Below are 24,157 nucleotides of genomic sequence, written 5' to 3'. Positions count from 1 at the left end.
TCACGGCCGGGGCGAGATCACGACGCCGCCGGGGCCACGGCGTCCAGGTCGCGGGCCGCGCGCTCACCGGCGCGCAGCGCGCCCTCGATCCCGGAGTGGGTCAGGAAGTCGCCCGCGAGCCGGATCCGCGGAGGCATCGCGTCGCGAAGTCCCAGCATCCGGCGGTAGTGCCCGGGCGTCGGCGCGATGAGGCCGGCCTCGAGCTCGAAGAGGCGCTCGATGTCGGGCTCCGCGGGGCCGAGCGTCTCGGCGACGGCCCGTCGCGCGGCCTCGAACGGGTCGCGACCCGCGAGCTGGGCGGTGTCGAGGTAGACGCTGACGTTCTCGCCGCCGGGCGGGGCGGACCCGGGCGCGCGCCGGGCGTTGCGCAGCACGCCGTAGTCGTGATGGCGTCCCTCGCCGGCGCGCACGACGAGGTCGTACGGGACGGCCGGCCACGGGTCGCGGTGGTAGCCGAGGAGGACGTGGAACGTGCGGATGGGGACCACGCGACGCAGGGCGTCGGTGAGCTCCGGGCGCACGGCCGGCTCGACGAGTCGCGCGGCGGTCAGGACGTCGGTGGCGACGACCGCGGCGTCGGCGGTCATCCGGTCCCCGTCGAGGACGACCGAGACCCCGGCGTCGTCGTGCGCGAGCTCCCGGACCGGCGTCTCGAGCCGGACCTCGGCTCCGGTGCCCTCCAGCAGCCATCCCGCGATCGCGCCCATGCCGTCGGCGGGGACCGTGAGCTGCGTGCGGGTGATCTGGTGCATGAGCGCGCGCGCGAACCCGGCCGAGATGACCTCCGGGTCGGCGCCGGTCAGGGGGCCCATGAGCGGACGCAGGACGTGCTCGTACCCGGCGTCCCCGAGCGTCCGTCGACCCCACTCGGCGAGGGTCTCGCCGTCGTCGCTCGCCGCGAGGTCCTCGAGCGCGAACGGCCCGGCGCCGCTGGTGAGGACCAGGCGACCGACGCGCGCGGCCATCCGCGCACGGTCGCGCCAGCCCAGCTGGGGGAGGCCGAGCAGGGTCCAGGGGCGGTCGAAGCGGACCTCGTGCCGTCCGCCGTCCGGGTCCAGAACCGCGGTCCGGGCGGGCCAGCGCGCCATCTCGGCGGTGCGACCGGCCGCGCGCAGGAACGCCAGCGTCCGGTCGTACTGGCCCATGACGAAGATCGCGCCGGAGTCGACGCGGAAGTCCCCGACCTGCACCGTCCGCGTCCGGCCGCCCACGCCGTCGCCCGCCTCGAGCACGACGACCTCGTGCCCCCGCTGCGTCAGCCGCCGGGCGGCGGCGAGCCCGGCGATCCCGGCCCCGATGACGATGACCCGCATCTCGTTCCCCTTCCTCGTCGCGGCGCACGTCTCCGGACGGTCTGTCCGGCCATCACGACTGGTCGCTTTGCCGGCATCCGATCGCACGCACATAAAGAGCAGTTGAAGATATGGACGTAGTGTATTGACGAGACGTCTCGTCGATCGGTAGCCTGCCGCAGCCGCGGGGCCGATCGGTCGGTTCCGCGGAGGGAGAGGACGCATGAGCCAGCCAGGCACCACCGCCGTCGCCGCACCCGCCAGCGCTCCGCGCCGGCGCGTCGCGCTGCCGACCGCCCCCGAGTTCGTCGTCGAGATCGGGGGCATGTTCCGGCTCGGCGCCCAGGCCGTCTCCCGAGCCCTCCGGGCGCCCTACAGCTACGGCCCCGAGTTCGTCGCGCAGTTCCGCTTCGCCCTGCGGCTGTCGCTCTTCCCCCTGGTCGTCACGTCGTTCGCGCTCTCGTTCGGCCCCGCCGGCATCCAGGCCAGCAACTTCCTCGGGCTCTTCGGAGCGCTCGACCGGCTCGGCGGGCTCTACGTGCTCATCGTCGTCCGCGAGTTCGCGCCGCTCGTCAGCGGGATCGTCGTCGCTGGTGTCGCCGGGACCGCGATCTGCGCCGACCTCGGAGCGCGGGTCGTGCGCGAGGAGGTCAGCGCGCTGAGCGTGCTCGGGATCGACCCGGTCAAGTCGCTGGTCGTCCCGCGCCTGCTCGCCCTCGTCCTCGTCTGCGTGCTCTGCGACGTCCTCTCGCTGCTCTCCGGGCTCGTCGGCGCCCTCGCCGTGATCGTCCAGAACGACGCCCCGCTCGGGCCGTTCTTCTCCGCGTTCTTCTCGACGGCGACCCCGCTGGAGCTCGGCGCGTCGTTCGTCAAATGCGCCCTCTACGGCGTCGCGATCGCCCTGGTCTCCTGCTACAAGGGCCTCCACGCGAAGGGCGGACCCGAAGGCGTCGGACGCGCGGTGAACCAGTCGGTCGTCGTGACCTTCCTGGCCATCGGCGCGATCGACTACGCGTTCACGCAGTTCCTGCTGGCGACCAACCCGATCCTCTCGGCGGTCCGCTGATGAGCAGCGCGATCCGCCTCTGGCATCGCGGCCGGGACGGCGTCCTGCGGTTCGGCGACGGCATGGCGCTCACCGGGCGCACGCTCGGCGGCGTCGTCGACGGGCGCGTGCTCCGGTACGGCAGCGAGGTCCTCCGCCAGGCGGCCGTGCTCATCAGCGGCTCGCTCGTCGTGATCCTCGGGATGGTCTTCGCGCTCGGGCTCGTCGTCGGCGTCGAGGGCTCCTATGCCGCCCAGCAGGTCGGGGCGCCGTCGGTCGCCGGCGCGTTCGCCGCGATCGGCGACCTGCGCGAGATCACGCCCTACGCGTTCGGCTACATGTTCGCCGCGAAGGTCTCGACCGGCTTCGTCGCCGAGATCGGGACGATGCGGATCACCGACGAGGTCGACGCGCTGGAGGTCATGGGGATGGACTCCGTCCTCTACCTCTGCTCGACCCGGCTGCTGGGCACGTGGATCGTGCTGCCCGCCATGTACCTCGTGGCGCTCATCGTCGGGTACGTCGGCTCGTACCTCGTCGCGGTCGTCCAGCTCGGGCAGGTGTCGCCGGGCGGCTACTTCGAGCTCTTCTGGAAGTTCCAGAGCCCCCAGGATCTCCTCTTCTCCGGCATGAAGGCCGTCGCGATGGCGACGTTCGTGGTGCTCGTCGGCTGCTACTACGGCTACCGCGTCCGGGGCGGCCCGGTCGAGGTCGGCGCCGCCACCGCCCGCGCGATGGTCGTGAACCTCATCGGGGTCCACTTCATCGGGATCATCGGCTCCCAGGTCTTCTGGGGAGGATCCCCGCGACTCCCCATCGGCGGATGACGGCCGTGCTCCATCGCGGCGGCTCCCAGTGCCACATGGGCCCGCCCCACCCGCGACTCCCCATCGGCGGATGACGGCCGTGTCTCGTCCCTCGAGAACGCGACGCCGCGCCGGGCTCCTCCTGCCCGTCGCGCTGCTCGTCGTCGCCGTGCTCGCGGCGTTCCTCGTCCTGCGCCCCGACGACGACTACGTCGTGCACGCCCGGTTCGCGAACGCCGGCCAGCTCGTCGACGGGGGCCTCGTCGAGGTCGGCGGCGTGCCGATCGGGAAGGTCGCGTCGATCTCGATCGACGACCGGGGCTATGCGGACGTCGCCCTGCGGATCGAGGACGACCGGTTCGTCCCGCTGCGCCAGGGGACCCGCGCCACGATCCGCTCCGTCGGTCAGGCGACGCTGACGAACCGCTACGTCGAGCTCGGCACGGCGCCGCGGTCGGCCGCCGCGATCCCCGACGGCGGATCGCTCGCGGTCCGCGACGCGCGAGGCATCGTCGACCTCGACGCGATCCTCAGCTCCGTCCCCCCGACCATGCGGCGCGACCTCCGGGCGCTGTTCGCCAACGGCGCCGCGATGTTCGCCGGGTCGGGCGCGCCCGCGTTCAACCGGACGCTGCGCAAGCTCGAGCCGGCGATGGCGCAGGTCGACGCGGTCGCGGCCGAGGTCGGCTCCGACCAGGCGCAGCTCGAGCGGCTCGTCGCGACCGCCGCCGCGGCGTCGTCGGCCGTCGCGTCGCGCGCCCCGGACCTGGAGCGGGCCGTGCGCGACTCCGCGATCACCTTCGGCGCGATCAGCCGGCAGCGCGCCGCGCTGGCGGGCGCGCTCGACCACGCGCCGGCCGTGCTGCGGCAGGCCGGAGGCACGCTGCGCCGGGTCGCCGCGACCGTCCAGGAGCTCCGCCCGACGCTGCGCGAGGTCCCCGTCTCCGAGACGCCGTTGCGGGAGTTCCTGCGCCGAACCCCGAGGACCGTCGGCGCGCTGCGCGGGCCCCTGCGCGAGACGACGGCCCTGCTGCCGTCGGTCGACCGCGCGCTGCGCGAGGTCCCGACGCTCGAGCCGCTGATCGCGAAGGGCCTGCCGGCGCTCGACGCCGGGACGCGCAAGGCCCTGCCGATCCTCGAGGGCGTGCGCTTCTACGGCGCCGACTTCCTGCTCGGCGTGGTCAACGGCCTCGTGACCATCGCGACCGGCCAGTACAACCAGCAGGGCCACTACCTGAAGGTCGAGTTCGTCCAGAACCCGCAGACCGCGCTGGGCGGCACGCTCGCGTCGATCATCCCGAGCTTCTCCGAGGCGCTGGGCGGGCTCGTGCCGGGGCTCTTCAACGCGGCGCGCAAGCAGAACGACCGCTGCCCCGGCGGCAGCGCGCCGCCGGCCCCCGACGGGTCGAGCCCGTGGCTCCCGCGGCAGGGCCTCTGCGATCCCACGCAGAGCATGTCGAAGCTCGTCAACGACCCCGGCGCGCTCTGCCAGACCTCGTCGGTCTGCACGGGCGACGACCGCTCGAAGGCCTTCGACCTGCCCGCCCGCGACGACGAGGAGGACGGACGATGAGCCGCAGGTCGATCACCCTGCTCGCCGCGGCGCTCGTCGCGCTCCTGCTCGTGGGGGCGATCCTCGTCCGCGGCGACCGGCGCGACGACGACGCGTACCGGTTCGCCGCGATCTTCGACACCGCCCAGGGGATCGTCCCGGGACAGCTCGTGAAGGTGGCGGGCGCCCGCGTCGGCCAGGTCGAGCACGTCCGGCTGACGCCCGACCACCGCGCCCGGTTCGAGCTGCGGATCGACCGCCGCTTCGGGCCGTTCCACTCCGACGCGCGCTGCCGGATCCTCCCCGAGGGGTTCATCAGCGAGAGCTTCATCCAGTGCGAGCCGGGCACGCCCGGCCGCCCCGCGCTGTCGACCGCGCGCGGCTCCGGGACGACGCTGCCGACGGTGCCGGTCGGGCGCACGACCGCGTCGGTGCAGCTCCAGCAGGTGCTGGACACCTTCTCGCTGCCGGTGACCGAGCGCGCCCGGGTGCTCATCAGCGACCTGGGGCTCGGGCTGAGCGGCCGCGGCGGCGATGTCAACGCCGTCCTGCGCCGCGCCAACCCCGCGCTCGACGGCGCGCGCGCCCTCCTCACGACCCTCGCCCGCCAGCGGTCGAGCATCGAGTCGGCGATCTCGGACACCGACCGGGTCCTCGCGAGCCTCGCCGCGCGCCGGGGAGCCGTTCGCGGCTTCGTGCGCGAGACGCGACAGGTCGCCGCGACGACGGCGGGCCGGCACCGCGACCTCGAGCGGTCCGTCGCCGCCGCGCCGGCGTTGCTGCGCGAGGCCGAGACGTCGCTGGCGGCCCTGCGCGACGCCAGCCGCGACCTGCTCCCCACGGCCGACGCCCTGCGCCGGTCGGCGCCCGGCGTCACGCGCCTCAACGCGCTCATGGGCCCGCTCTCGGACGCCGCCCGGCCCGCGCTGGCGAAGATCGATCCGGCGTTCCGCGCGACCCGGGCCGCCGTGCCCGGGACCCAGCGGCTCGTGACGAACCTCGCGCAGGCCACCCGCCAGCTCGGGGCCCCGGCCCGCGACGCGCGCGAGCTGCTGGAGAGCTCCCGCGACCGCGGAGCGCTCGAGTCGGTGCCGAACCTCCTCTACTCGATGGCCACGGTGTCGGCGACCGCCGACAGCAGCGGGCACGTCGCGACGATCGCGGTCACCGCGGCGGTCCGCTGCATGCTCGATGCGACCGCGCGCGGCTGCGAGCACCGGTACGGCGCACCGGGCCGGGGCCGGATCCCGATCAACGATCCGGCCGCCGAGGCACGCGGCCGCCGGGCGACCTCGCGGGCCGCGCAGCAGCCCGGCGGACTGCTCGGCGCGCTGCCCCAGACCACCCAGCGCGACCTGCGTCGCGCGCTCGATCGGCTGCTCCGATGATCCGGCTCCGTCGCAATCCGACCCGTCGCCGGCACGAGCCGAAGGGCGCCCTCGTCGCGGCTGGGGTCGCCGCGATCGCCGCGCTGCTGCTCGCGCTCTACGTCTCGTGGAACGCGAGCACCGGCGTCCCGCTCCAGCCGTCGTACGAGCTCTCGGTCGACCTCGCCGACGCCCAGCGCCTGGTGCGCGCCAACGACGTCCGGATCGCCGGCCAGCGGGTCGGGCTCGTGACCGAGGTCGAGGCGATCCCGGCCCGCGACGACGCCGGCGCCGCGCAGCCCGTCGCGCGCGTGCGCGTGAAGCTTCCCCGTTCGCACGACCCGATCCCGGTGGACTCGATCGCCACCGTCCGCCCGGCCTCCGTCCTCGGCGCCAGCTACCTCGACATCCAGCTCGGCCGCTCGAAGCGCACCGTGCCGGCCGGCGGGCTCCTGCCGGTGCGGCAGAGCCGCCCGACCGTGCAGCTCACGGACCTACTGGACGTCTTCGAGCGCTCGACCTCGGCCGACATCCAGCACGGCATCCGCGAGGTCGGCGGCGCGCTCGCCGGCCGCGGCCCCGACATCGGCTCGGCGATCGAGGGCCTGCGCGGGGCGCTGCCGGCCGGGACCGCCGTCGCGCGCACCCTGAACGATCCGCGGACCGACCTCGACGGGTTCGTCGCCAACGCGGCCGCGATGCTCCGCCCGCTCGGTCGCCAGGCCGAGGCCCTCGCCGGGCTCGTCGACGACGGGGCTCGGACGTTCGCGGCCCTGCGCCGGGCCCGCGACCCGCTCGCCCGCACCCTGGAGACGTTCCCCGGGGCGGCACGGACGACGACCGCGGCGCTGCGGCGTCTCGGTCCCGCCGCCCGGGACCTCGCCGTCGCGGCGCGCGCCCTGCGGCCGGCGGCCGACGTCCTGCCGTCGGGGCTGGGGACCTTCATCGGGTTCCTCGCCTCGGCGACGGTGGGCTTCCGCGCGCTGGACCGCACGGCCCCCCGGCTCCAGCGCACGGCGGAGACGCTGCGCGCGTTCGCGCTGCGCCCCGAGCCCGACGGCGCCGTCCGCAAGCTCGGCGAGACGTTCACCGCCGCCGCCCCGGTGGTCGCCGGCCTCCGCGACGCGCAGGTCCACTGCAACGGCCTCGGCCTCTTCGGCGAGACCTTCAGCTCGCTGTGGGGCGATCTCGGCGTCGGCCACGGACCGTCGATGGCCGCGCTCGTCCTGAAGAACTTCGGGGCCAGCCCGCTCGAGATGCTCCAGAACGAGAAGCCCCTCCCGACGCTCCACACGAACTACACGCCGCGCGAGAACGCCGAGGAGTGCGAGGCCGGCAACGAGCCGTTCGCCCCCGGTCGGCAGCGCCTGACGAACCCGGCGGGCCTGCAGGCGCGGACCACCGTGCGCACCGACGCCGACCCGGCGCTGCTGCGGCAGGCGCGCGCCGCGGGCCTGCTCGACGACCCGCCCGCCGCGATCGGAGGATCCCGATGAGGTCTCGTCGCGAGCGGACCCGTCCCGCGGCGTCGGTCTCCCCACGACGACTCGTCGCGTCGGCGGCCGTCGGCGTGGCGCTCATCGTCGCCGCGCTGCTGTTCGCGTTCGCCCGCGACGCCGTCGCCCCCGGCGGCTACGAGGTCCGGGCGATCTTCCGCGACGCCGGGCAGCTGCGCGCCGACAGCGCCGTGCGCACCGGCGGCCTGGACATCGGGAAGGTCACCTCGGTCACCGCGTCCCCGGACGGCACCGCCCTCGTGACGATGCGGATCGCCGACCGCGACACCGTCCTGCGCACCACCGACACGCTGCTCGTGCGAGCGCGCCTGGCGTTCGAGGGGAACTTCTACGTCGACGTCGTCCCCGGCGACCCCCACGGGCGGGCGCTCGCGGCCAACGACACGATCCCCGCCTCGCGCACGTCGCGGTCGGTGCAGCTCGACGAGGTCCTCAGCACCCTCGACCGGCCTGTGCGGGACGAGTTCCGGCGGACCGTCGCGGGCCTCGCGGACGGGTTCGGGCGGGGCGCCGACGGGACCTCCGGCGCCGCGGGCCTTCGCCGCGCCGGCGTCGAGCTGGACCGCAGCCTCGGCGCGGTCCGCCGCGCGGCCCGCGCGAGCCGCGGGCGCGCGCCGCGCGACCTCGCCGCCGCCCTGCGCCAGACGGGGTCCTTCACCGGGGCGCTGGGCGCGGATCGCGCGTCGCTGGCCGACGTCGTCTCGGGCTACTCGGCGGTGCTCCGGACCTTCGCCGAGCAGCAGCAGGACGTCGGCGCCTCGCTCGTCGCCGCCGACCGCCTCCTGTCGGGGGCCGCCGTCCCGCTGCGCCGGATCGACGGCGTCCTGCCGTCGCTGCGACGGGTGTCGGCCGCGCTGCGGCCCGCGCTCGCGGAGCTCCCGGCCACCCTGCGCCCGCTGAACCGGGCGTTCGCCCAGGCCGAGCGCGTCGGCCGACCGGACGAGCTGCGCGCGCTCGTGGCGCAGCTGCGACAGCCCGTCGGCGACCTGCCCCAGCTCGCCGGACAGGTGCGCTTCGCGCTGCCCTACACGGCGTCGCTCGGCGCGTGCCTCGCGAACGTCGTGGTGCCGGCGCTGAACATGCGGGTGCCCGACGGCGACCTGAGCGTCGACCAGCCCGCGTGGCTCGAGCTGCTCCACGCCTTCTCGACCTTCGCGTCCGGGTCGCCGGGCTTCGACGGCAACGGCACGACGCTGCGCGCCGGGCTGACGGTCAGCGACGGGGCGCTGCTCGGGGCGGTCCCGGGACTCGGGAACCTCTTCGGCCTCGTCCCGAAGGACCTCCAGACGCTGCGCCCGCAGTGGCTGGGCAACTACCAGCGGCCCGCACGGCGGATCGACGCCGACTGCGCCGCCCAGCGGCTGCCGGACCTCGCGATGATGGTCGGCACCGGGCGCGACGCCGCCGCGTTCCGCGGCTTCCGCCGGATCGACACGAAGCCCGCCGGCGCGCGGGAGACGCGGGCCGCGCTGCAGGAGCTCCGCGGGCGCCTCCAGGGAGGATCGCGATGACGTCGTCGCCCAACGCGCGGCGGATCGCGCTGATCCTCGCGCTCACCGCCGCTGGGCTGGTGGCGCTCGGCTACCTGCTCGTGAAGCAGCGCTTCCCGGTCCCGTTCCGCGAGCTGTACGACGTGCGCGTCGTGCTGCCGGCGGCCGACGGGGTCGCGCCGGGGTTCGGCCAGCCGGTGAACGTCGCCGGCGTGAAGGTCGGCACGATCACCGAGGCCGAGCTCGTCGACCGCCAGGCGCACGTGACCCTGCAGATCGACGCGCGGCAGCTTCCGCGGGTCTACCGCGATGCCCGCGCGCAGCTGCGGCCGGTGACCCCGCTCTCCGACATGCGGATCGAGCTGGACCCGGGGACCCCGAAGGCCGGGGTCATGCCCGACGGCGGGCTCATCGCGCAGCGCCGCGCCACCTCTCCGGTGCCCCTCGCGACGCTCCTCAACGGCCTGGACGCCGATACGCGGGACTTCCTCACCGCGCTGCTGGCGAGCGTCGGGGAGGGGACGGCCGACCGCGCGCCGGACCTGCGCCGCGCGCTCGTCTCCTTCGGTCCGACCGTCGCGCAGCTGCGCGCGGTGAGCGAGGCGCTCGACGGCCGCCGCCGGGCGCTCTCGCGACTCGTCCACAACCTGTCCTCGGTCACGGAGGCCGCGGCCGACGACGGCCAGCTCACGCAGCTCGTGCAGGCGGGCGACACGACGCTCGCGGCGCTGCGCCGCCAGGATCGGCCGCTGCGCGCGACCCTGCGCCAGCTGCCCGGCGCCCTGGGCGCCGCGAACGAGGCGCTGACCCGCGCGGGGTCCCTGTCGACGGCGCTGCGCCCGGCGCTCGACGACCTCGAGCCGCCGATCCGCGGCCTGGCGCCGACGCTGCGGACCCTGCGTCCGCTCGCCGGGGACTTCGCCGACACGGTCGAGCGGGAGTTCCGGCCGCTCGTGCGGCGCGCGCAGCCGCTCGCGACGGAGCTCGCTCCGGCCCTGCGGCAGACGAGCGCGGTCCTCCCCGATCTCTCCCGGGTCCTGCAGACCACGCAGTACCTCGCGAACTCGCTCGCCTACAACCCCGCGGGCCGGCAGGAGGGAATGCTCTACTGGATCAACTGGTTCGCGCACAACCTGAACTCGGTGGCCTCGACCGGTGACGCGCACGGCAACTTCTTCCGCGTCGGGTTGCTCGTGAGCTGCTCGACCCTCGGCGCGGTCCACGATCTCGGGCCGCTGCTGAAGGGCGTGCTCGGCGTCCCCGACGGCGGGTGCCCCGCGGTCGCCACCACCGGAGGGTCGCGCTGATGGAGACCGGGACCCCCACGTGGCGCGCGGTGCTGTTCCCGCTCGTCTTCGCCCTGGCCAGCGCCGTGGTCGCGATCGGCCTGTGGCGCTCCTTCGGCGGCGAGCTGCCGCTGCAGCCGCGCGGCTACGAGGTCACCGTGCGCGTGCCGCGCGCGGACGCCCTGTACGCGAACAACGACGTGCGGATCGCCGGCGTCAGCGTCGGCCGGATCAAGGACGTCACGGTCCACGGGCGGCGTGCCGACGTCGTGCTCGAGCTCGACGCGCGGTTCGCCCCGCTGCGGCGGGACGCGCGCGTGACCGTCCGCAGCAAGTCGCTCCTCGGGGAGGGGTACGTCGAGATCGCTCCCGGCCCGCGGTCGGCGCCGGCGGTCCCCGACGGCGGCCGGCTGTCCGCCACGCGCGTGCAGCCGACGCAGCGGCTCGAGGACGCCCTGCAGACCTTCGTGCCCGGCGCGCGCCGGGACATCCGCGGGATGGCGCAGGGCATCGCCCGGGCGTTCGACGGCCGTGCCGACGCCGCGAACGCGGCGATCGGCCGCACCGCCCCCACGGTGCGCAACCTCGACACCGTGCTGGACCAGCTGCGCGGGCAGGACACGGCGCTCGCCGACATGGTGCGCTCCTCCAGCGCGGTCTTCGCCGCGGTCGGCCGGCGCTCGAGCGACCTCTCCGCCGCGATCACCGAGGGTCGCGCGGTGCTCCGCACGACGGCCGGGCGGGACCGGGCGCTGGAGGCCACGGTCGCTGAGCTGCCGGCGTTCCTCGCGGCCCTGCGCGACGCGTCGTCGCGGCTGGGCGACGCGAGCGGCGACCTGCGGATCGCGGCCGGCTCCCTGCGCGGGACCGCGCCGCTGCTGACGACCGCGGTACGGGCCGTCAACGCCGATCTGCCGGAGTTCCGGCGCCTCTTCGACCGCCTGCCCACGACGCTGCGGATCGCCGACCGCGCGCTGCCGTCGGCGCAGCGGACGCTGACGGTCGCCGGCCCGGCGCTCGGCGGGCCCTACGCCGCGATGCGGGAGCTCATCGAGTTCCTGCAGCTCGCCTCGGCGAACACCGACGAGGTCGTCGCGAACTTCTCGAACATCCCGGCGACGATCAACGGCGTGTTCCGCGGTCCCGGCGGTCGAGACGTCCACATCATCCCGGCGGTCCTGTCGGTCTGGAACGAGATCATCGGCGGCTACACGAAGCGGCTCCCGACGAACACGTCGAACCCGTACCCGAAGCCCGGCGCGTCGCGCGGGCTGGCCCGGGACGGCTCGCTGCGGGCCTATGACTGCCGGCACGTCCGCAACCCGCTGATCGTGCCGCCGACGGGCGGGACGCCGACGTGCCGCACGCAGGGGCCCTGGACGTTCAACGGCCGCACCGCGTACTACCCGCGGCTGGAGCGCGCCGCGCCGTGACCACCGTCGACCGACCGGCCGAGGCGCCATCGGCCCCGATCGCTCGTGCGGACGACGCACGACGGATCCCGGGCGAGCTCGGCACCTGGCTCTTCATCGGCGGCGAGCTGCTCGTGTTCGCCGTCCTCTTCGTCGCGTACCTCGAGGTGCGCGCCGAGCAGCCCCGCGCCTTCACCGACGCGCAGGGCTCGCTCAGCCTCGCGCTGGGCACGATCAACACCGTCGTCCTGCTCACGAGCTCGTGGCTGGCCGCCGCGGTCCCGCGCGCGCTCGCGGCGGGGGATCGCGTCGCCGCGCGCGGCCTGGTCCGGGCGACGCTCGCCTGCGGGCTCCTCTTCGTCGTCCTGAAGAGCGCGGAGTGGATCGACAAGGCCGGCAGCGGTGCCACCCCGGCGTCCGGGGACTTCTTCATGTGGTACTTCGTGCTGACCGGGCTGCACATGCTGCACGTCCTGGTCGGTCTCGGCGCGCTGCTCTTCGTCCTCCGCGCGCTGCGCCGGCAGCCGGATCCCGCCGTCGTCGAGCGCGACGCGGAGTCGGCGGTGAGCTACTGGCACCTCGTCGACCTCCTGTGGGTCGCGCTCTTCCCGCTCCTCTACTTCGTGCACTGATGCTCTCCTACCTCCAGGGGCGCCTCGCCCTCGTCTGGGCCGGCCTCGTCGCGGCGACCGTGCTGTCGCTCTTCGTCAGTCGCGAGGACGGCGCCACCTCGGCCGAGGCCGCCGGGGCGGTCGTCCTCGTGATCGGCTTCCTGAAGATCTGGGTCATCGCCCGCGAGTTCATGGACCTGCGCTCCGCCGATCGTCGCCTGCGCCTCGCGGTGCAGGCGTGGACGGTCGTGGTGTGCGCCGTGCTCGTCGCCGTGCTGGTGCTCCGATGAGCACGCCGGCCGAGCTCGCGCTGCTCCAGGAACGGGATCGCCGCCGCGGCTTCCGCCTGCTCGCCTGGAGCGGGCCGGCGTCGATCGTCGTCGTGCTCGTCGGCTGGGGCGTCCTGGCCGGGTTCGTGCCGCCCCCGAGCCCGGACATGCGGGCCGAGGAGGTCGCCGCCCTCTGGCGGGAGGACCCGGAGCTCAAGCGCCTGGGGCTGACGATGTGCGTCTGGGGCGGTGCCCTGTACGTCCTGTTCGCGGCCGGGATCGCCCAGGCGCTGCGCCGCGTCGCGGGATCCTCGGTCCTCGCGCTCGCCCAGTTCTCGATGGGGGCCTTCGGGATGGTCTTCTTCTGCTGGAACTTCCTGCTCCTGGCCACCGTCGGCTACCGCCCGGACCAGCCGGCCGAGATCGTCCGCGCGTTCAGCGACGTGGGCTTCCTCATGACCTTCCCGCCGGTCCAGCCCTTCACGCTCCAGGTGGTGCTGATCGGCGTCGTGATCCTGCAGGACCGCCGACCGGTGCCGCTGATCCCGCGGTGGCTCGGGTTCGTGAACCTCTGGGTCGGGTTCCTCTTCCTGCCCGCCCAGGCTGCGGTCTTCGTCCACGACGGGCCGGTCGCGTGGGACGGCTTCCTCACGTTCTGGGTCCCGGTCGGGGTCTTCGCGATCTGGTTCCCGCTCATGTGCTGGGCGATGCTCCGCATGCGCGCGGAGGACCCGGCCGCAGCCGCCGCTCCCGCGTAAGCTCGGAGGCCGATGCGATCGGTCCCTCCGTCGGCGAGCGAGAAGCGCGCCATCCGTCACGCGGCGTTCCGTCGGCGGCTGCTCGAGGGGGTCGAGGGCCGCCTGAACGAGGGCGCCGTGTACTCGGAGCTCACCGTGGAGCAGATCGCCTCCGACGCCGGGGTGTCCCGCTCGACCTTCTATCTCCACTTCCGCGACAAGAGCCACCTGCTCGAGGAGTTCTTCGCGGATGTCGTCGGGGACATCACCGACGCCGCGAGGGGCTGGTGGGACCTCCCGCCCGACGCCGGCTACGACGACGTGCACGACGCGATCCGGAACATGCTCGTCGTGTGCCGGCCGCACGCGGCGCTCATGTCCGCGGTGACCGAGGCCGCCGGCTACGAGCCGGCGCTGCGCGCGCACCTCGACGCGCTGATCACCGAGGGTGCCGGAGAGGTCGAGCAGCACATCCTCCACGGCCAGGCCCGCGGGAGCGTCCGGGCGTTCCCGGCCCCGACCTCGGTCGCCGCCTGGCTCGCGTGGACGGCCGAGCGCGGCATGGGCAAGCTGCTCCCGAACACCGACGACGCGGCGCTCGCCGAGCTGTCGCTCGGGCTCACGACGATCATCTGGAGCACGCTCTACGACGGCACCGGACGTCCGGGGTCCGGCGGTCGCGACGACGGCTCGGGCGCGTAGCCGGCGTGCGAACCTCCGGGACGTGCCGGTCCCGGTCGTCTTCTCGACGGAGGCCGTCGATTCCCAGAGCGCACGGAACGGCACGACGTTCACGGCGCCGAGCGAAGGCCTTCACCAGATGCAGGCGCAGACGGTCGCCAAGGAGACGGCCGGGCCGAGCAGCACGGTCGGCGCGTCCTTCCGATCGCTGTCGGCACGGTCGGCCGACCCGCGGTGGCCGCCCCGACCGGCCGGTCGCCACCGCCGCGAGCGGCGGACCCAACGGACGGGACACGTCCTTGATCGCGGATGCGCGCGGCGGTCGTCCTCACCCGCGCCGTCGGCCGCCGGGTCAGCTCGCCCGGACCGCTGCGGTGAACGATCTCAGCGGTCCAGCAGCAGGCGCATGGTCGCGCGCGCGGTCTCCTCCGGCGAGCCCGCGGTCAGCTGGCCGAGCGCGTCGCGGTGCAGCACCGCCAGGCCGTGGACGGTCGACCAGGCGAGCGTCGCCAGCTCGTCCGGCGTCGCATCGTGGTGCCAGCCGTCGGCGATCGCCGCGCGCACGGCGGCCACGAGGGTCTCGACGGCCCGTCGGCGGGCGTCCTCGAGCTCCGGTCGGCCGACGCCGACGTCCACGCGCGTGAGGAGCCAGAACAGCGCCGGCCGCCGCGTCGTGGCGCGAACGTACGCCACGCCCATCTCGACGAGGACCGCGCGTCCCCCGGCGTCCTCGGGCTGGTCCTCGCGCGCCGCGGCGATCTCCTCCTGGAGGTAGCGGTAGCCGCGCGCCGCGAGCGCGGCGAGCAGGCCGGCGCGGTCGCGGAACGCGAACCCGGGCGCCTGGTGGGAGACCTCGGCCCGGCGCGCGACGGCGCGGAGGCTGATTTCCGTCGTGCCGTGCTCGGCGATCTCGGCCTCTGCGGCGTCCAGCAGCCGGTCGGCGAGCGTCGCGCGGGTCTCGGTCGTCACCGGACCAGTATCGACGGCCCGCCCGCTTGACAGTGTCAACGCCGACGTGGGAAGTTCGCTTGACAATGTCAAGCGGCCCGCGGGCCGCCTGTCCCGAACCGGGGAGGACCATCATGGCGACGACCACCACCCAGACCGAAGCGCTGCCGACGGCCGGCACGCGCCTGCAGGGGCACACGACGCTCGACGAGGAGATCCGCGTCGACGCCCTGCCCGTCCGAGGCACGCTGCCCGACTGGCTGACCGGGACGTTCATGCGCGCGACCCCGGCGCGGTTCGAGGTCGGCGAGAAGCAGCTCGGCCACTGGTTCGACGGGTTGGCGATGCTCAACGTCTTCTCGATCGCCGACGGGCGGGTCGCCTACGCCAACCGCTTCCTCCAGACGCCGCGCAAGCTCGACGCCGAGCAGGGCCGCTACCGGGCCACGATCTCGGTCGGCACCGACCCGTGCAAGCGGCTCGGCAAGCGCCTCATGACGATGTTCGACCCCGACGGGCACTTCGAGCCGAACATCAACATCGCGCGCTTCGGCGAGCGGTACTTCATGGCCACGGAGGCGCCGTTTCCGCTGGAGTTCGACCCCGACACGCTCGACACGCTCGGCTTCGCCGACATGGGGCACGACAGCCGCGACGCCCACGTCCTCTACGACCACATGCAGTTCGATCCCGCCGAGGGGACCGAGATGGTGACGGTCGTCGCTCGGCTCGGCGTGCGCAACGAGCACCGGATTGACGCGATCGACGCGCAGGCCCGCCGCCGGCCGATCGGCAGCGCGCCGGCCGGCCGGCCCCCGGAGTACATGCACAGCTTCGCGATGACGGAGCACTACGTCGTGCTGCCGCTGCAGCCGCTGAGCTACTCGCTGCCGGGGATCCTGCGGTCGGGCAAGTTCACCGAGTGCCTGGACTGGCACCCTGAGGACGGCGCGCGGTTCGCCGTCGTGGACCGCCGAACCGGCAAGGTCCACAGCACGCACGCGGCGCAGCCCTTCTTCTTCTGGCACACGATCAACGCCTACGAGGACGGTGACGAGATCGTCGTCGACATCGTCACCATGGACTCCCCGCAGTGCGTCTGGGACATGGAGATCGAGAAGCTCCGCGATCCCGACCACCACGCGGTCTTCTGCGGCGCGCCGACCCGCTACCGGCTGCCCCTGAACGGCGGCGCGGCCGTCGAGCGACGGATCGCCGACCTCCGCGTCGAGTTCCCGCGGATCAACGACAGCCGCAACACCTTCCACTACCAGTACGCCTACCTCGCGGCCTACCGCGACGCCGAGAGCGACTGGTTCGACGCGGTGGTGAAGCTCGACGTCGACTCGGGCGAGCACCACGAGTGGCACAGCCGGGGTGCTACCCGGGCGAGCCGATCTTCGTCCCGGCGCCCGACGCCGAGCACGAGGACGAGGGCGCGGTGCTGAGCGTCGTCCTGGACTCGCACGCCGGCCGGTCGTTCCTCGTCGTCCTCGACGCGCGCGACCTGTCGGAGATCGCCCGCGCCGAGCTGCCCCATCACCTGCCGTTCAACTTCCACGCCCAGTTCTTCGGCGACCGCGTCGGGGCGTGAGCGACGAGGAGCGCACGAGCACCATGAGCACGCAGACGACCATCGACCAGCAGCACCTCTTCATCGGCGGCGCGTGGGTCGCCCCGCGCGGCGGGCACCGGATCGCGGTGATCTCGGCCAGCACCGAGGAGCCGATCGGCTCGGTGCCCGAGGCGACGAACGCCGACGTCGACGCCGCCGTCGCCGCGGCCCGCCGCGCGTTCGAGGATCCGACGGGCTGGGCGACGTGGGAGCCCGAGCGCCGCGCCGCGACGCTCGAGCGGCTCGCCGACGCCCTCGACGCCCGCGGCCCGCAGATCGCGCGCCGCGTGGCGCAGCAGAACGGGATGCCGATCGCGATCGCCGAGCAGACCGAGGCGGTCTTCCCGGGGCTCCTCGCCCGCTACTACGCCGGCCTCGTGCGGCAGCTGCCGGAGGCGGAGGACCGCGTCGGCCTGCTCGGCGGGCGGATCCACGTCCGGCGCGGCCCGATCGGCGTCGTCGCGGCGATCGTGCCGTGGAACTTCCCGCAGGTCCTGACGATGTTCAAGCTCGCGCCCGCCCTGGCGGCGGGATGCTCGGTCGTCGTGAAGCCGAGCCCCGAGACGGTCCTCGACGCGCAGCTGCTCGCCGAGGCGATCGAGGAGTCCGGCATCCCGGAGGGCGTCGTGAGCATCGTGCCCGCCGGTCGGGAGGTCGGCGCGTACCTCGTCTCGCACCCGGGGATCGACAAGGTCGCCTTCACCGGCTCCACGGCGGCCGGGCGGGCGATCGCCACGGCCTGCGGCGGGCTGCTGCGCCCGGTGACGCTCGAGCTCGGCGGCAAGTCGGCGGCGATCGTCCTGGACGACGCCGACCTGGCGTCCTCGGTCGAGGAGCTGTTCGGGGCGACGCTGCTGAACAACGGCCAGACCTGCTTCCTCGGCACGCGCGTCCTGGCGCCGCGGGAGCGCTACGACGAGGTCGTCGTCCTGCTCGGCGCGCTCGCCGACGGGCTCGTGGTCGGCGACGCGCTGGACCCGGCGACCCAGATCGGACCGCTCGCCTCCGCCCGCCAGCGCGACCGCGTCGAGGGGTACGTCGCCACCGGCCGCGCAGAGGGCGGGCGCGTCGTGGCCGGCGGGACCCCGGCGGCGCAGGACCGCGGGTTCTTCGTGCGGCCGACGATCTTCGCCGACGTCGACAACCGGGCGACCGTCAGCCGCGAGGAGATCTTCGGTCCGGTGCTGGCGGTCATCCCGTACGACGGCGTCGACGACGCGACCACGATCGCCAATGACTCCGACTACGGGCTCGGCGGCTCGGTCTGGACGAGCGATCCCGAGCGCGGTCAGGCGGTCGCCACGCGGGTCCAGACCGGCAGCATCGGGATCAACCACTTCATGCTCGATCCGGCGGCGCCGTTCGGGGGCGTGAAGGCCAGCGGGATCGGACGGGAGCTCGGTCCGGAGGGGCTGGCGGCCTACCAACAGCTGCAGTCGATCTACCACCCGCCCGCCCCGGCGGCGTAGGCGCCGCCCGCCCCGGCCGAGCGGCCGGGGCGCACCCCTGGGGGTCTACCCCAGGGCGCGGCGCGCGGCGGGCTCCCCGCCCGCCGCACGCCGCTCGGCGTCGCGCTCGAGCTGCAGGAAGCGCGATACGGCCTCGGCGCGGTTCGCGGCGCCGAGCTTGCGCAGGATGTGCTTGACGTGCGTCTTCGCGGTGCCCGCCGAGATGACGAGGCGCGCGGCGATCCCGGCGTTCGTCTCGCCCGCGGCGAGCAGCCGCACGACCTCCAGCTCGCGCCGGGTCAGGGCCGCCGGCGCTGCCGGCTCCTCCCGCGGCAGCAGCGGCGCCACCGGGGCGAGCGGGCGCGTCGTGCGCACCTCGCCGAGCCCGAGCGCCTCGACGCCGGTCGCGCGCAGCGCGGCGAGCGTCTCGCGATGGGCGCCCTCGACCGCCCGCTCCAACTCGCGCAGGCGCGTGGCCTGCAGGGCGCGCTCCAGCGCCCGGCCGTAGGCGTCGGCGAACATCCACAGCGCGTCGCGGTCCAGGCCGCTGACCGCGCGCCTGCGGGCGTGGTGGTCAGCGTGCAGGAACCCCGCGACCCGTCCCTCGAGCAGGACCGGGGCGGCGGCGTAGCTGCGCGCCTCCGAGACCTCGGCCATCCGGCGGTGCACCAGCGGGTCGGTCTGGACGTCGTCGACGACGATCGCCTCTCGGCGCCGGACGAGCGTCGTCTCGCGCAGGGAGCCGTCGAGCCGTCGCGGCTCGTCCCGACCGACCCGTACGAGGTGCTCGGCCCGCTCACGGTCCTCGCCCATGAAGCACGACCGCGGGACGAAGCAGCCGCGCTCGACGGCCGACAGGAGGCTGCGATCGAAGCCGAGCCGCGCGGCCGCCACCGGCCCCCGGTCGAGGACCTGGGCGAGGCTCTCGGCGTCGGAGAGGAGCTCCAGCGCCGCCCGGACGCGCGCGAGCGAGGCGGCACGCGCGTCCGTCAGGTGGTGCTCCAGGTCGCGGTCCAGCTCGCGGCAGCGGCCCAGCACGTCGATGAGGCGCGAGCGACGGGCGGGGGTCGCGGCGTCGAGGACGGCCAGCGCGTCGCGCCACGTCCGCTCCAGCAGCGCTCGCGTCGACTCGAGGTCCAGGGGGCTGATCGTTCCGTCGACGCCGAGCAGCGGTCCCGCGGTCGCGAGGAGCTCGTCGACCTCGCGCCGGGCGCGCGGCCCGACCGGCGGGGCGTTCCGCGGCCAGGGGCGCTCGGACGGGCCAGCGGCCGGGGCCGCCGGTCGCGGGACCCCCGGCGTCCTCATCGCGGCGGCGTCCAGGTGCACGGCATCCGCTCGATGCCGTTGATGAAGTTCAGCGCCAGCCACTCGGGCTCGCCGGTGATGTCGGGGATCCGGGTGTAGACCTCCGACAGCAGCGAGCGCAGCATCGTGCGGGCCAGCGCCGCCCCGAGGCAGTAGTGCGGGCCGCCGCCCCCGAACGCGACGTGGCGGTTCTTCGGCCGCAGGATGTCGAAGGAGAACGGGTCGGGGAACGCGTCCTCGTCGCGGTTGCCGGAGCAGTACCAGAGCACGACCTTGTCGCCGGCCTTGATCTCGGCGTCGCCGATCGTCACGTCCTGCGTCGCGGTGCGGCGCATGTGCAGCAGCGGCGACGCCCAGCGCAGGACCTCCTCGACGGCGCCTTCCACGCGGCCGTCGATGTCCTCGATCAGCAGCGCCTTCTGCACGGGGTGCTGCGCGAAGACGTTGATCGCGTGCGCGGAGGCGTGGCGGGTGGTGTCGTTCGCGGCCACGGCGAGGAGCACGAAGAACGCCGCGATCTCGTCGTCGTCCATCCGCTGGCCCTCGAACTCGGCCTGGATCACCCAGGTCATGAGGTCGTCGCCGGGCTCGGCGCGGCGCTGATCGGTCAGCAGGGCGGCGATCTCATGGAGCTCCATCACGGCCTCGACGAAGTGCTCGAGGCCGGTCTTCCCCTTCGTCGCCGCGGGATCGGACCACGAGAGCAGGCGCTGGGCGGCGTCGATCGTGCGGTCGTGGACCTCGCCCGCCGGCAGCCCGAAGAAGCTGCCGAAGATCCGGCCGGGGAGCTGCTTGGAGACGAGCTCGACGAAGTCGCCCTCGCCCAGCGGGGCCATCTCGTCGATCAGATCGCGGGCGTGGCCGCGGACCCAGTCGCCCATCCGCTTCATGTTCGCCGGCTTGAACGCCTCCATCGTGATTCCGCGCAGCTCGGCGTGGCGCGGGTCGTCCATCGCGATGAACGACTGCGCTGCCTGCGTCATCAGCGGGTCGAAGGTCTCCATCGTGATCCCCTCGGCCGAGGAGAAGACGTCGGGATGGCGGCTGGCGAAGCGGATGTCGTCGTACTTCGTCAGCGACCAGAAGCCCTGGGTGTTGAGCTCGGGCGGCAACAGGTCGGACTCGGCCGGTCCGCTCCACGGGACGGGGTTCTCGCGCCGCAGCACCGTGAACGCCGCGTCGATCTCGTCGGGGGTCTGGGCCCAGAACGCCCGCGTCGCAAGGTCGATCTGGTCGAGGGTGGTGGCCATGCGCTCCTCCTTGGGCTGGACGCCGAGGATCGTCCTGCGCGGCGCGGCGGCGGTGCTGGGGAGTTCTCCGAACCCCGGGGCATCCCGATCGTCGAAATCCCGAACGGCGCCGCGGACCCCGGCCGTACGGTCGCGTCGACCACACCCGAGGAGGCACCTGATGAGCCACTACATCGTCGTCGGCGCAGGGTCCGCCGGCTGCGCCCTGGCGGCGCGACTGACCGAGGATCCCGCCGTCGAGGTCACCCTGATCGAGGCCGGCGGTCAGGACGACGCGGACGAGATCCATGTCCCGGCGGCGTTCGGCTCGCTGATGAAGAGCCGCTTCGACTGGGACTTCGACTCCGAGCCGGAGCCCGCCCTCGCGGGGCGTCGGCTCTACCTGCCGCGCGGACGCGTCGTCGGCGGGTCGAGCTCGATCAACGCGATGATCTACATCCGCGGCAACCGCGCCGACTGGGATGGGTACGCGGCCGCCGGGGCGACCGGCTGGGGCTACGAGGACGTCCTGCCGTACTTCAAGCGGTCCGAGACCAACGAGCGGGGCGCGAACGAGTACCACGGCGCCGACGGTCCGCTCACGGTCAGCGAGAACCGCTCTCGCAGCCCGCTCATGCAGGCGTGGGTGGCAGCTGCACGAGAGGCGGGCCTTGCCGCCAACGAGGACTTCAACGCGGAGTCCCAGGACGGCGTCGGCTTCTACCAGGTGACCCAGCGCGACGGCCGTCGCTGGTCGACCGCGCAGGCCTTCCTGCGTCCCGCGCTCGATCGCCCGAACCTCGAGCTCGTCACCGACGCGCTCGTGCACCGCGTCGTCGTCGAGGGTGGTCGGGCGGTCGGCGTCGAGCTGTACCACGACGGCCGCCTCCAGCAGCGGCGGGCCGAGGTCGAGGTGATCCTCGCGGCGGGCGCCTACGGCTCTCCGCAGCTGTTGCTGCTCAGCGGCATCGGTCCGGCTGCGGAGCTCGCGCCGCTGGGGATCGACGTCGTGGCCGACCTGCCGGAGGTCGGCGAGCACCTGACCGACCACCCGATGAGCGCCGTCGGGGTCTGGACGGACACCGAGTCGCTGCTCACCGCGACCGCGCCGCACCACCTCCAGCAGTTCGCGCGCGAGGGCCGGGGGCCGCTGACGTCGAACTTCGCGGAGGCCGGCGGCTTCCTGCGGACCGATCCGTCGCTGGATGCTCCGAACGTCCAGTTTCATGCGGCGCCGGCGCCGTTCGTCGAGGAGGGCCTGGCGGTCGCCGTCGATCACGCCTGGGTGTCCAGCGCCTGCCTGCTCACCCCGGAGAGTCGCGGCAAGGTGTCGCTGCGGGCGCCGATCCCGAGCTCGAAGCCGCGGATCGTGCACCGCTACTTCGAGAGCGAGGCCGACCGGGCGGCGATGATCGAGGGCGTCCGTCGCGCGATGCAGATCGCCGAGCAGCCGGCGCTCGCTCCGCACGTCCGCGAGCGGATGGTCGGTGCGTACCCCGCCTCCGACAGCGACGAGGACGTCTGGGCGCACATCCAGCGCACCGCCCAGACGCTGTATCACCCGGCAGGCACCTGCGGGATCGGCCGCGTGGTGGACGCCGAGCTGCGCGTGCAGGGCGTCGAGGGCCTGCGGGTGGCGGACGCGAGCGTCCTGCCGGTCGTGCCGCGCGGCAATACGAACGCGCCGGCGATCGTCGTCGGCGAGAAGGCCGCCGACCTGCTGCGCGGCGTGCCCGCGGCGCAGGCCGCGGACCGGGCGGAGGTCGCCGCATGAGCCCGCTGCCGGGCCTGATGCAGCACGACCATCCGCTGACGATCGCGGGGCTCGTGCGACGGATGGCCACCGTCACGGCCCGTTCCGAGGTCGTCGACTTCCGGGCCGACGGTCGCACGACGCGGCGGAGCTTCGCCGGCGTCGCCGACCGCGCGGCGCGCCTCGGCGCGCACCTCGGCGCGCTCGGCGTGCGGGAGGGCGATCGCGTCGCGACGCTCGCCTGGAACTCGGCGCAGCACCTCGAGGCGTACCTGGGGATCCCGGCGATCGGCGCGGTGCTGCACACCGTCAACCTGCGCCTGACGCCCGAGCACCTCACCTACGTGCTGAACCACGGCGGCGCGCGCGTGCTGCTCGTCGACCGCACGCTGCTCGGGCTGCTGGAGGCGGTCGCCGACGACCTGACCGAGCTCGAGCACCTCGTCCTCCTCGGCGAGGGTCCGGAGCCGGGTGCGGCGCTGGAGCGCTTCCGCAGCGAGGACCTCGACGCGGCGCTCGCCGACGTCGCGCCGCTGGCCGCGTGGCCGGAGGTCGACGACCGCGCCGCGGCGGCGCTCTGCTACACCAGCGGCACGACCGGCAACCCGAAGGGCGTCCTGTACTCGCACCGGTCCAGCGTGCTGCACGCCCTCGCCGCCGGGATGGTCGACACGCTCGCCGTCGGTCGGGGGGATCGTGTCTTGCCGATCGTCCCGATGTTCCACGCCAACGCGTGGGGCCTGCCGTACGCGTGCGCGCTGACCGGCGCCTCGCTCGTGTTCGTCGGGCGGGACATGTCGGCCGCGACGATTGCCGCGGCGATCGCCGCCGAGCGGGTGACGATCGCCGCGGGCGTGCCGACGATCTGGATGGATCTCCTGCGCTACGCCGAGCAGCACGAGGTCGACGTCTCGTCGCTGCGCTGCGCGCCGTGCGGCGGGGCGGCGGTCCCGCGTGCGTTGATGGAGGGCTTCGAGCGCCGCCTCGGGGCGGAGATCGTCCAGGCCTGGGGCATGACGGAGACGAGCCCGCTGGGCGCCGTCGCGCGCGTGCCCGAGGACGTGCCGGAGGAGGAGCGCTGGGCGCGCCGGCTCGCCCAGGGGACGATCGCCCCGCTCGTCGAGGCGCGGCTCGTCGACGACGCTGGCGTCGAGCAGCCGTGGGACGGCACCAGCGAGGGCGAGCTGCAGGTCCGCGGGCCGTGGATCGCCGCCGGGTACTACCGCGACCCGGACGCGAGCGAGGAGGCGATCGACGACGGCTGGCTGCGGACCGGCGACGTGGCGACGATCGACGACCGCGGCACGCTGCGGCTCACCGACCGGGCGAAGGACATCATCAAGTCGGGCGGGGAGTGGATCTCCTCCGTCGCGCTGGAGGGCGAGCTGCTCGCGCATCCGGAGGTGCTCGAGGCCGCGGTGATCGCCCATCCGGACGAGCGGTGGACCGAGCGGCCGCTGGCGTGCGTCGTGCTCGCCCCGAGGGCGACGGCCGGACCGGCGGAGCTGCGGGCGTTCCTCGCCGAGCGGGTCGCCCGGTGGTGGGTGCCGGAACGCTTCGCCTTCATCGAGGAGGTCCCGAAGACGTCGGTCGGCAAGTTCGACAAGAAGGTGCTGCGGGCGCGGCTGGCGGAGGGAGCGCTGGCGGTCTGCGTCGACGGAACGGGCGTCGCCGCGTCGGCAAGCACGGGCCGTTGAGTCGGGCTCGGTTGCGCCAGCGCGCGGCGAGCGATCCGGGGGATCGGCGTGAGGGCGCGCGCCGATCCCGCGGGCGGACCGCGGTCTGGGAGGCTCG

General features: G+C 74.4%; 19 protein-coding genes and 1 pseudogene. 16 read left to right on the top strand and 4 right to left on the bottom strand.

Annotation, left to right across the window (positions count from 1 at the left end):
* Positions 1-17: 17 nt before the first annotated feature.
* Positions 18-1,313 carry a flavin monoamine oxidase family protein gene (locus SK069_RS16980; RefSeq protein ID WP_319955443.1) on the bottom strand — a complete coding sequence of 432 codons (1,296 nt, stop codon included), beginning with the start codon at positions 1,311-1,313 and terminating at the stop codon, positions 18-20.
* 202 nt (positions 1,314-1,515) lie between these two features.
* On the opposite strand from SK069_RS16980, the gene SK069_RS16975 reads away from it, so the two are divergent.
* The 12 genes from SK069_RS16975 (at position 1,516) to SK069_RS16920 (ending at position 14,086) form a co-directional block, all read left to right on the top strand.
* Positions 1,516-2,358 carry an MlaE family ABC transporter permease gene (locus tag SK069_RS16975; protein ID WP_319955442.1) on the top strand — a complete coding sequence of 281 codons (843 nt, stop codon included), beginning with the start codon at positions 1,516-1,518 and terminating at the stop codon, positions 2,356-2,358.
* Positions 2,358-3,164 (top strand): MlaE family ABC transporter permease, encoded by an 807-nt coding sequence (locus tag SK069_RS16970; RefSeq protein ID WP_319955441.1) that lies wholly within the window; start codon positions 2,358-2,360, stop codon positions 3,162-3,164. Before SK069_RS16975 ends, SK069_RS16970 begins: the two co-directional genes overlap by 1 nt.
* A gap of 79 nt (positions 3,165-3,243) precedes the next feature.
* Positions 3,244-4,716, top strand: a complete 1,473-nt coding sequence (locus tag SK069_RS16965) for an MlaD family protein (RefSeq protein WP_319955440.1) — start codon at positions 3,244-3,246, stop codon at positions 4,714-4,716.
* Positions 4,713-6,083, top strand: coding sequence for an MlaD family protein (locus SK069_RS16960; RefSeq protein WP_319955439.1), 1,371 nt, complete (start codon positions 4,713-4,715; stop codon positions 6,081-6,083). The genes SK069_RS16965 and SK069_RS16960 overlap by 4 nt, the downstream gene beginning before the upstream one ends.
* A complete protein-coding gene (locus SK069_RS16955) occupies positions 6,080-7,558 on the top strand; it encodes an MlaD family protein (RefSeq protein WP_319955438.1) in 1,479 nt (492 codons plus the stop codon). The genes SK069_RS16960 and SK069_RS16955 overlap by 4 nt, the downstream gene beginning before the upstream one ends.
* Positions 7,555-9,090 carry an MlaD family protein gene (locus SK069_RS16950; protein WP_319955437.1) on the top strand — a complete coding sequence of 512 codons (1,536 nt, stop codon included), beginning with the start codon at positions 7,555-7,557 and terminating at the stop codon, positions 9,088-9,090. The genes SK069_RS16955 and SK069_RS16950 overlap by 4 nt, the downstream gene beginning before the upstream one ends.
* A complete protein-coding gene (locus tag SK069_RS16945; protein ID WP_319955436.1) occupies positions 9,087-10,376 on the top strand; it encodes an MlaD family protein in 1,290 nt (429 codons plus the stop codon). The genes SK069_RS16950 and SK069_RS16945 overlap by 4 nt, the downstream gene beginning before the upstream one ends.
* A complete protein-coding gene (locus SK069_RS16940) occupies positions 10,376-11,788 on the top strand; it encodes an MlaD family protein (RefSeq protein ID WP_319955435.1) in 1,413 nt (470 codons plus the stop codon). The genes SK069_RS16945 and SK069_RS16940 overlap by 1 nt, the downstream gene beginning before the upstream one ends.
* The gene (locus SK069_RS16935; RefSeq protein WP_319955434.1) at positions 11,785-12,399 is read left to right on the top strand and encodes a cytochrome c oxidase subunit 3; all 615 of its coding nucleotides are present in this window, start codon (positions 11,785-11,787) and stop codon (positions 12,397-12,399) included. The genes SK069_RS16940 and SK069_RS16935 overlap by 4 nt, the downstream gene beginning before the upstream one ends.
* Positions 12,399-12,668 (top strand): cytochrome C oxidase subunit IV family protein, encoded by a 270-nt coding sequence (locus SK069_RS16930; RefSeq protein ID WP_319955433.1) that lies wholly within the window; start codon positions 12,399-12,401, stop codon positions 12,666-12,668. The genes SK069_RS16935 and SK069_RS16930 overlap by 1 nt, the downstream gene beginning before the upstream one ends.
* Positions 12,665-13,405, top strand: a complete 741-nt coding sequence (locus tag SK069_RS16925; RefSeq protein WP_319955432.1) for a hypothetical protein — start codon at positions 12,665-12,667, stop codon at positions 13,403-13,405. Before SK069_RS16930 ends, SK069_RS16925 begins: the two co-directional genes overlap by 4 nt.
* Before the next feature lie 12 nt (positions 13,406-13,417).
* Positions 13,418-14,086 carry a TetR/AcrR family transcriptional regulator gene (locus SK069_RS16920; protein WP_319955431.1) on the top strand — a complete coding sequence of 223 codons (669 nt, stop codon included), beginning with the start codon at positions 13,418-13,420 and terminating at the stop codon, positions 14,084-14,086.
* Positions 14,087-14,449: 363 nt separating this feature from the next.
* On the opposite strand, the gene SK069_RS16915 is transcribed toward SK069_RS16920, so the two are convergent.
* Positions 14,450-15,034, bottom strand: coding sequence for a TetR/AcrR family transcriptional regulator (locus SK069_RS16915; protein ID WP_319955430.1), 585 nt, complete (start codon positions 15,032-15,034; stop codon positions 14,450-14,452).
* A gap of 65 nt (positions 15,035-15,099) precedes the next feature.
* Here SK069_RS16915 and SK069_RS16910 point away from each other — a divergent pair.
* Positions 15,100-16,607, top strand: a pseudogene (locus SK069_RS16910) (carotenoid oxygenase family protein).
* Positions 16,608-16,630: 23 nt separating this feature from the next.
* Positions 16,631-18,097: an aldehyde dehydrogenase gene (locus SK069_RS16900; RefSeq protein ID WP_406628310.1), complete on the top strand. Its 1,467-nt coding sequence runs from the start codon at positions 16,631-16,633 to the stop codon at positions 18,095-18,097.
* A 45-nt stretch (positions 18,098-18,142) separates the two neighbouring features.
* Here SK069_RS16900 and SK069_RS16895 read toward each other — a convergent pair whose 3' ends face one another.
* Positions 18,143-19,381, bottom strand: coding sequence for a LuxR C-terminal-related transcriptional regulator (locus SK069_RS16895; RefSeq protein ID WP_319955426.1), 1,239 nt, complete (start codon positions 19,379-19,381; stop codon positions 18,143-18,145).
* The gene (locus SK069_RS16890; protein WP_319955425.1) at positions 19,378-20,631 is read right to left on the bottom strand and encodes a cytochrome P450; all 1,254 of its coding nucleotides are present in this window, start codon (positions 20,629-20,631) and stop codon (positions 19,378-19,380) included. The genes SK069_RS16895 and SK069_RS16890 overlap by 4 nt, the downstream gene beginning before the upstream one ends.
* Before the next feature lie 160 nt (positions 20,632-20,791).
* Here SK069_RS16890 and SK069_RS16885 point away from each other — a divergent pair, with 160 nt between their 5' ends.
* Positions 20,792-22,384, top strand: a complete 1,593-nt coding sequence (locus tag SK069_RS16885; protein ID WP_319955424.1) for a GMC family oxidoreductase — start codon at positions 20,792-20,794, stop codon at positions 22,382-22,384.
* On the top strand, positions 22,381-24,060 hold the full coding sequence (locus tag SK069_RS16880) for a long-chain fatty acid--CoA ligase (RefSeq protein ID WP_319955423.1): 1,680 nt from the start codon (positions 22,381-22,383) through the stop codon (positions 24,058-24,060). The genes SK069_RS16885 and SK069_RS16880 overlap by 4 nt, the downstream gene beginning before the upstream one ends.
* The last annotated feature ends 97 nt before the right edge of the window (positions 24,061-24,157 follow it).

It is taken from the genome of Patulibacter brassicae, assembly GCF_033949425.1.
In the GTDB taxonomy this organism is placed as follows: Bacteria; Actinomycetota; Thermoleophilia; order Solirubrobacterales; family Solirubrobacteraceae; genus Patulibacter; species Patulibacter brassicae.
This window is presented reverse-complemented; position numbering and strand designations above follow the sequence as displayed.